Source organism: Halopseudomonas sp. 4NH20-0008, assembly GCF_057548395.1.
On sequence record NZ_BAAJMD010000027.1, the window covers coordinates 1 to 8,160 of the forward strand.

The window sequence follows — 8,160 nt, forward strand, 5'->3', positions numbered from 1 at the left end:
TGCCCAACTGACCCAGGCCAGCCGCGAAATCCACCTCAAGGCTGGACAGAGAATGGTCATCGAAGCCGGCAGCGAAATCACCCTCAAAGCCGGCGGCAGCTTTATCAAGATCGACCCCAGCGGGGTCACCCTGGTAGGCCCGTCGATCAGGCTGAATGCGGGTGGCTCGCCGGGGCGGGGCAGTGGTGCTGCGCCTGTGTTGCCGGGGGAGGTGTTGGATGCGGAAATAGGGCAGCCGGGCAATCTGCTTATGGCTCCAACACTATTGCCAGCACCTCAAAATATCTGCTTGGAGTGTTGGCGTAAGGCGCTTGAGCAGAATCAGCCGATGCTGACAGGGGACTGACATGACGGAAAATCACTACGCGATAGTTGAGCACCCGAGTCTGACCCAAGCCGTAATGGATTACTGGTCAAGCTCAACATTATCTCGTCAACCGATCATGCAGCATGAGGCTTTTTTGCATTTGCAGCATGACGGCCCTTGGTTGGTCTGTTTAGAAAAAGACGCAAAGGCCCAATTGGCAGAGTTACAAAGCGCGCTTGGCAAAAGTGCAGTTCTCGGCTGCCTATCGAGTTATTTGCGGTCAGATGAACTATGCATGCATCTTGGCTATGCGCTGCTAGCACAGCTTCCTAACGAGCAGACTGTGCTGCTAAGAAGTTATTCGCCTTCAGTCATGCCAGCGTTACATGAACGAAGCGACCTTGATTGGCATGCCTGCCTTTTTGGTCCGATAAATGACTGGTGGGTTGAGAGTGAAGGAGAGTTAAAACCCTATCAGGGAGGCAGACTCAAAGCATTACCCAACTACCAACCAGTCACGCTGGATGCAGCTTTGCTGCACCGTCTGGCTGTTGATCCTCAAGCACTTGCGCTGCTGGAAGAGCTTGAAAAGTGCGCATCTCATGTTTTTGCCTCGGACTGCCACGGAGTCCGCCTTGATCAAGTCAACCAGGCGCTGGATCGGGCTCGGCAGTCTGGTCTTAAGCATCCGGACGATCAGTTGTTGTTTGCAACACTGACCTTGATGGAACGAACGCCCCTGGATGAGACTGCGCAATGGCCGCACGTTTTAAAGAGTGTGATTGAAAATGGCCTGGCTCTGAGTGAGGCACTTGAACTCAATATGGACGACGAACTGTTATGACGATTATTCGCCAACGTTGGCGCAGCCTGCCGACTCCGGTGCGCTGGATTCTGATTGTGATGTTTTATCTGACGCTGATTGCCAGTTTTGTGTTCTGGCAGTACCAACGCCCTGGTGGTGCTGCGTTATACGTTCATAACCACACAGATCGGCCGATCTTCAGTTATTGGGTAAATGAAAATTGGGGCGGAAACGCGTTCGCCTACGGTGGTGGAAAGACAACCTGCTGCTGGCGTATCAGTGGTGATAGCTTGAAGGTAGTGTGGATTCTTAGCAGGACTCGAACCCAAGCAGAGCAAGGAATTGAAGAGGAACGACACGAACTGGACGTTCCCAATCCACCCCGGGAGCGCGCCGATGACACCTTGCATGTGCATTTTCTGCCGGGGAACCAGGTTCGTTTAGCCTGGAATCGCAGTGCCACCAGTCCGCTCACTGAAGAGCTACTTCAACGCTATCCAAGGAAGACCAATGACAACCCGTGATCTGTTAACCCAGGCGCAGGCTATCTCTGCGCGCTGCCGAGTTCCAGCAACGGTTACGCCGATTTGCGGCAGAACATTACATATTGGTTTTTTCTTCGATGGTTTTGCCCGCAACTTGGAAGAAGATCTGCGAGAAAACCGGTTAAGTAATATTGGGCGCTTATTTTTAGCCCACATGGACACCGAGCAAGACTCCGAGCTTGACTGCTACAGATCCGCCTATCTGAGTGGCCTTGGTGCCGATTATGATGACTCAATTGGCGTACAAGCCAGCGGTGCGTTCAACCGAGCGCAGTCGGATGCAATGGATATTCCTACGGATGTTATTGCCGAAGAGGCCTTTGACGTAGCTAAGGATCAGTTGAGTGGCCGCGATTGGTGGCAGCGTCTCAAGCGTGACCTAGGAAAACTGAGAGACAAGCCACAGAACGGTTTGAAAGTTTTCAAGGACATGCTGATCAATACTGCGGCGGAAGTAGTGGAGCCCATTCGGGACTCTCGATGGGCGGCGCACTTGGTCAAGAGCGGCGTGGATGTGCGCCTGGAGGGTGCGCGGACACGGCTGAATCGGGAGATAACCGCCCTGAATGATTTCGGGCAGATACCGCTGCGTACTATTAAGGTGTCGGTGTTTGGTTTCGATTTCGGCGCCACGTTGGCCAGAGCGTTTATCCATGAGTTGATGGAGCTGTGCCAGCAACGTGACTCACATTATTACTATCGTAACGCCCGGTTGGAGATCGTCTTTGCTGGCCTTTTTGATGCAGTGGACCGCTCGATAGTCGAGATACCTCCACTGGAATTTATTCTTCCCACCACGGCAGGCGTTGATGATGGAGGCCTGGTTCATCCCCAGGTCAAGGCGGCGCTGCATTTAGTGGCAGCGCATGAACGTCGTTTTTATCGCCGTACTCGCTTACTGGGCGAGCGTCGTCGTAGCTGGCATGAAGAGCTAATGCCAGGTGTCAGTGAGGATATTGGCGGCGGGATTGCTCCGGGCGAGCAAAAACCCAGCAATGAGCTGGCATTGGTTAGTTTGCATAGGATGCATCGGGCTGCTTTTGCTGCTGGCGCAGCTTTAATCTCCATAGAAAACCTGGGTGAGCAAGACGTGAAGACAGCAGAACTGTATGTTTTCAACGACAAGTCACCCAGCCAGCGTAGCGCCCTTGCGCTGGTGAGGCACTATCAGCGTTGGGTTGGCAACCAGTTGCCTAGCTCGGATGCTTTTCTCATCCATATGCGCTGTTACATGCGTTGGCTGGCCCACGTCTGGCAAGCCTACAATGCCGAAATGAGTGACTTGGCTTCCCAGGAAGATGCAGCACACCAAAGCCAATATACGAATAACAATAGATTCGGCTCAGGCATTTTTGGTTTTACGAGTGAAACGGCTGAAGAGCGACGAGCGCGTATATCGAAACTCGATGAGATTCGCCAGCGGCAACGCCAGTTACGCGACGAGTTGTCTTGGCTAGAAGATGTGGATAGTGAAGCCAAGAGCATCAAAAGCCGATTGAGAGGGATTGGGCCTCAAAGTGCTGGGACGAGACAAAACCTCGAAGTATGGCGTGCTTTGCTTTATGAGTGGGACAACCCACAGCCAATGATCCCGGAAGTTACAGAGTTGTTCGCCTTCTTTGTCCATGACCAACAAGTGCTTTCAGCAGCTCAACGCAGCGCTCGATCAATGGCAGGCGAAAACTTCTTTGCGATTAGGGGGTTTGACTTGCCTGGAGGAGAATTGCCAGCTCTAAACGAGGCAGAAGGATAGACCTTTTTCTTTCGCTTAAAACAGAAGCTAGAACGTAGCTACATTATGGAGAGTCATCTCGGATGCGCTCTGTTTATCGGCTATCTCCGAGATATCTTGGATGCTACTCGATGTTTTTGGCCGCCCGCGCCTGGGGCTATGCTGGCGCGTCATTGTTGCTCGCTGCAAAGATAGAACTGGCTCCCAATGGAACCTTGTGGGGTAAGCCAGAGTTGAAAACCGACGAAAAAGCGAAGCGGGGAACACACAGCAGTACGCATCTCAGTGCTCCTTTAGTCAGCGGGAGAGCAGCCGAGCTGGAGATCCGTGAGGGTGCTCAAGCCAGTTTTAATTTGTTTGCCGGAGTGCAGGCGGGTATTGAGCTCACTGGTGCTCTTAACTGGGCACCGCCGACCGGACTCGCAGCCGTCCACGCTATCCCGGGCCAGGGCGTTGGCTCACTGGAAACCAGTGATGCCAATCAATGGATGACTATGGGTGAGCTTACCGGTGGCGTAGGTGTGGCTGCCGGGGTTGGCGCGAAAGCCAATGCCAAACTATCGATGCAGAACGGTCGATTAATCCTTGTTTTTAAGGCGTCAGCCGTTGCGGGGTTGGGCGTAAATGGCGAATACAGCTTTGCCCTCAGTTACCAGGGTATTGTCGAGCTATTGCAAATCTACCGACGCGAGCTAAACCGGAATCATGGCATACCCCTTGTCTGGGTAGACGTCGAGGTGGTTACTTACTTCAATCACCTGAACATACTTGCAAGTGCTGGTCTCAGCGTCAGTATGTTGAGCCTGATGAGGATAGATACCGTCATGTCGCTTTACGAGGCGCTGACAAGACCGGGACGTGCTGGGCCTTTGGCACTGTCTATCAAGACTTATGAAAAGCAGAGCGAGTTGGCCGAATGGTTTGTCGAGGCAACCCCCGCAGCGCTGGGTCCGATGCTGTTGAGGCTGACTTCAACGCCCAGAGAGTTTACGCCTGAATTTCACGCAGACAGTGCTACATCGGCCAGGTCCCAAGAAGAGCGAATGGCTAACGGAGTACAGACAGGTCAATCTATTTCCAGACTAATGTGTAACCTATTTCAGCAAGAAGCCATTGAGCAAATATTGCGTTGGATTGTTGCGGAGGCAAAAAAATCGCCAGATGGGATGGAAAACGCAAGGCATCAGTTCGGACAAGCATGTTTGCGTATGAATCAATTCGGTGTAGATGAACTTAATTCAACGCAAGTTTATCGACAGAATAGGCGCAAGCTGGATGCTTTTATGGCTACACCAGTTATGTCCGGTGACGTGAAAAATAATTTTATGCGTGAAGAATATATAAAACATGTTCAGCAATTGGCTAGTGTGTATGACGCATTATACGGATACCAACGCCCAGCGGAGAGATTGCTGAATCGCGAGAGGTTCTGGGATGAAGGGTTTAGGGCATTGTAATCATGGCAATACCATGGAGAACAAAACGAATGTGGAATAAAGCCATTACCTTAGTTGTCGCTTGTCTAGTGATATGGGCATCTGCAGTCAATGCAGTTGAGCTAACAGCAGAACAGCAGGCAGCCAAAGATAGAGGCATTGCGATTTTCAATCAGTACCGCGTGTCTGGCCCGGAGCTGCGTATTGCAGCAGAGGCAGGTGATGCTGAGGCCCAGTTTTATCTCGGTGAAGAATTGAGGCAGCTCAGCCGGTTTATAACCCCTGAATCCCAGAAATGGTTGGAGGCAGCCGCTAATCAGGGACATACCTATGCCATGATTCGTCTGTCACGTAGCGGTGCCAACCTTTGCGCTGTAGCCGATAATTGCCCTCAGGGTAGTAAAACGCCCAGGCAATGGTTCAGGCAAGTGTACGACCTTCTCCTGCCATTAGCCGAGCAAGGTGACCCGGAAGCCATGTTCCAGATGTACAAGGCCACCGGCGACACCCAGTGGCGAACCAGAGCAGCAGAGGCGGGCCATTCCGAGGCTCAGTACTGGCATGCTCTATTCATTTCTGAGGGGTTTGGTTCCTACTGGTGGCCAGGTAGTCGTCAGGAGGCGGTGGAAAAGTGGTACAAGGCGTCTGCTGAAGGCGGCTATCCGGTTGGTATGGAGCAGTATGCCGGTGTCCTTCTTGATAAAAATGAACTCGCAGATTACCGCTATTGGATAGAAAAGGCGGCAAGGACGGGTCATGCCAGCAGTATTTATAGTTATGGTTCAATCTATTTTGATCTTTATAAAGAACAGGGTAATGAAGATGACCTGATCAAAGCCTATGGATTGATCTCGTTACTTTTGGAGTTGGATGGTGGTGGAAGCCCTAATAAAGATGCTGCTGAATGGAAGCTGGCTCAGATTGCAGAAGAAACACAAATAACACCCGACCAAATAGAGCAAGCCCAAGCGTTCACAGATCAATGGAAGGCCAATCATCCGGCTCCGTCCTTTTTCCCGCACATAATTGATGCGATGGATTACTGAAACCTGATGTTTTGCACTGTGGGGAAGTGTAAGTGGAGTAAAACATCTTTCTGGATGATGCTTTGCCTGCTGATATGGGCATCTGCAGTCAATGCAGTTGAGCTAACAGCTGAACAACAAGCTGCCAAGGATCGCGGGATAGCCTTGTATAACCAGTATAAGGCCATATCCGCCACACCCTTTCTTCAGACTGCGGCAGAAGCGGGTGATCCAGAAGCACAGTTTTTTCTGGGTGAGGCATTACGTCGGAACAATCGCTTTATGACAACAGAAGCACAGCAATGGCTAGAGGCTGCGGCTAATCAGGGGCATAACTATGCCATGATTCGTCTGTCTCGTAGCGGTGCCAACTTGTGTGCTGTGGCCGATAATTGCCCTCAGGGCAGTAAAACGCCCAGACAATGGTTTAGGCAAGTGTACGACCTTATCCTGCCACTAGCCGAGCAGGGTGACCCTGAAGCCATGTTCCAGATGTACAAGGCCACCGGAGACACCCAGTGGCGAACCAGAGCAGCCGAGGCAGGGCATGCCGAGGCTCAATACTGGCATGCTCTATTCATAACGGAGGGGTTTGGTACTTACTGGTGGCCGGGTAGTCGTCAGGAGGCTGTGGAAAAGTGGTACAAGGCGTCTGCGGAAGGCGGATACCCTTTAGGTATGCAACGTTATGCAGAAATCCTTTTTAAGCGTGGTGACCTAGAAGGTCATCAATATTGGTTAAGAAAAGCAGCCGAAAAGGGGCATGCCAGCAGTATTTTTAATTACGCATGGATATTTATTGAACGCTATAAAGAGGAGCCGAGTGAAAAAGACCTGATTAAAGGTTATGGCCTGATTTCTTTACTCCTGGAACTGGATGGTGGCGGCAGCCCTGATAAAGATTTTGCAGAAAGGCGTTTGATGGAGATTGCAGAGCAAACACAAATTACACCCGAGCAGGTCGAGCAAGTCCAGGCGTTCACAGATCAATGGAAAGCCAATTATCCGGCACCGTCCTTTTTTCCGCACATAATTGATGCGATGGATTACTGAAACCTGATGTTTTGCACTGTGGGGAACTGCAAGTGGAGTAGAACATCTCTATGGCTGATGGTTTGCCTGCTGATGTGGGCGACTGTCGGGCATGCTGGAGAGTTGTCGTCGGAGCAACAGGTTGCCAAGGAACGTGGTATCGCCATGTACAACCAATACAAGGCGTCGTCTGCCATACCCTTTCTGGAGGCTGCCGCAGAAGCTGGCGACCCTGTAGCGCAGTTTTATCTTGGCGAAGCTTTGCGCCGAAGCAATCGTTTTATAACCCCCGAGTCACAGCAATGGCTGGAGGCTTCGGCTAATCAGGGTTATGTCTGGGCCATGATCCGTTTGGTACGCAGTGGCGGCAATCTCTGTGCTGTGGTTAGTCTGTGTCCGGCAGGAAGCAAAACGGCAAAAGAGTGGCTACAACAAGCCTATGACGTGACGCTGCCTCTGGGCGAAAGAGGTGATCCAGAAGCCCTTTATCAGTTGTACAAAATAACCGGGAACCCCGAATGGCGAACAAGGGCAGCTGAAGCAGGCCATGCAGAGGCTCAGTATTTGCATGCCGTCTTCACGAAGGAGGGTTTTGGGTTTTATTGGTGGCCCGGTAGCCGCAAACAAGAAGTGGAAAAGTGGTTCAAAGCTTCTGCTGAGAACGGATACCCACCTGGCATGCAACGTTATGCCGGTATCTTGTCAGACAGAGGCGATGCTGACGGACAGCGCTACTGGTTAAGGCAGGCGGCTCAAGCAGGTCATGTTAGCGGTCTCTTTAATTACGCGATGATTTTTATTAACAGCTATAAGGAGCAAAAAAAGGAAGAGGATTTGATCAAAGGTTACGGTCTTATTTCGCTTCTTCTGGAACTGGACGGAGGGGGAAGTCTAAATAAGCCTGTAGTTGAATGGGAATTGGCCCGAATAGCAGAAGAATCAGAGATAACACCTGAGCAAATCGAACAAGCTCAGAGGTTTGCCGCAGAGTGGAAAGCCAGCCACCCGCCGCTGTCCTTTTTTCCGCACATACTCGACCCGCTGGATAACTGACGCCTGATGTTTTGCACTGCGAGGAAGTGTAAGTGGAGTAGAAGATCTCTATGGCTGGTGGTTTGCCTGCTGGTGTGGGCGACTGTCGGGCATGCTGGAGAGTTGCCTCCCGAGCAGCAAGCTGCCAAGGAACGCGGGATAGCCCTGTATAACCAATATAAGGCAATTTCCGCTACACCATTTCTTCAGACTGCCGCAGAAGCTGGCGACCCTGTAGCGCAGTTT

General features: G+C 51.5%; 7 protein-coding genes and 1 pseudogene. All 8 read left to right on the top strand.

What is annotated here, in order from left to right:
• Nucleotides 1-346 (top strand): annotated as a pseudogene (locus AC27HQ_RS16720) (type VI secretion system tip protein VgrG); the annotation flags it as partial.
• A gap of 1 nt (nucleotide 347) precedes the next feature.
• Nucleotides 348-1,151 (top strand): DUF4123 domain-containing protein, encoded by an 804-nt coding sequence (locus AC27HQ_RS16725; protein ID WP_487157338.1) that lies wholly within the window; start codon nucleotides 348-350, stop codon nucleotides 1,149-1,151.
• Nucleotides 1,148-1,636, top strand: coding sequence for a DUF3304 domain-containing protein (locus tag AC27HQ_RS16730; RefSeq protein WP_487157339.1), 489 nt, complete (start codon nucleotides 1,148-1,150; stop codon nucleotides 1,634-1,636). Before AC27HQ_RS16725 ends, AC27HQ_RS16730 begins: the two co-directional genes overlap by 4 nt.
• Nucleotides 1,623-3,410, top strand: a complete 1,788-nt coding sequence (locus tag AC27HQ_RS16735) for a phospholipase effector Tle1 domain-containing protein (protein WP_487157340.1) — start codon at nucleotides 1,623-1,625, stop codon at nucleotides 3,408-3,410. Before AC27HQ_RS16730 ends, AC27HQ_RS16735 begins: the two co-directional genes overlap by 14 nt.
• Before the next feature lie 110 nt (nucleotides 3,411-3,520).
• Nucleotides 3,521-4,846 carry a hypothetical protein gene (locus tag AC27HQ_RS16740; RefSeq protein ID WP_487157341.1) on the top strand — a complete coding sequence of 442 codons (1,326 nt, stop codon included), beginning with the start codon at nucleotides 3,521-3,523 and terminating at the stop codon, nucleotides 4,844-4,846.
• Between the two features lie 29 nt (nucleotides 4,847-4,875).
• Nucleotides 4,876-5,871 (top strand): tetratricopeptide repeat protein, encoded by a 996-nt coding sequence (locus AC27HQ_RS16745; RefSeq protein WP_487157342.1) that lies wholly within the window; start codon nucleotides 4,876-4,878, stop codon nucleotides 5,869-5,871.
• A 6-nt stretch (nucleotides 5,872-5,877) separates the two neighbouring features.
• The gene (locus AC27HQ_RS16750; RefSeq protein ID WP_487157343.1) at nucleotides 5,878-6,903 is read left to right on the top strand and encodes a tetratricopeptide repeat protein; all 1,026 of its coding nucleotides are present in this window, start codon (nucleotides 5,878-5,880) and stop codon (nucleotides 6,901-6,903) included.
• Nucleotides 6,904-6,975: 72 nt separating this feature from the next.
• Nucleotides 6,976-7,935, top strand: coding sequence for a tetratricopeptide repeat protein (locus AC27HQ_RS16755; protein WP_487157344.1), 960 nt, complete (start codon nucleotides 6,976-6,978; stop codon nucleotides 7,933-7,935).
• Nucleotides 7,936-8,160 lie beyond the last annotated feature (225 nt).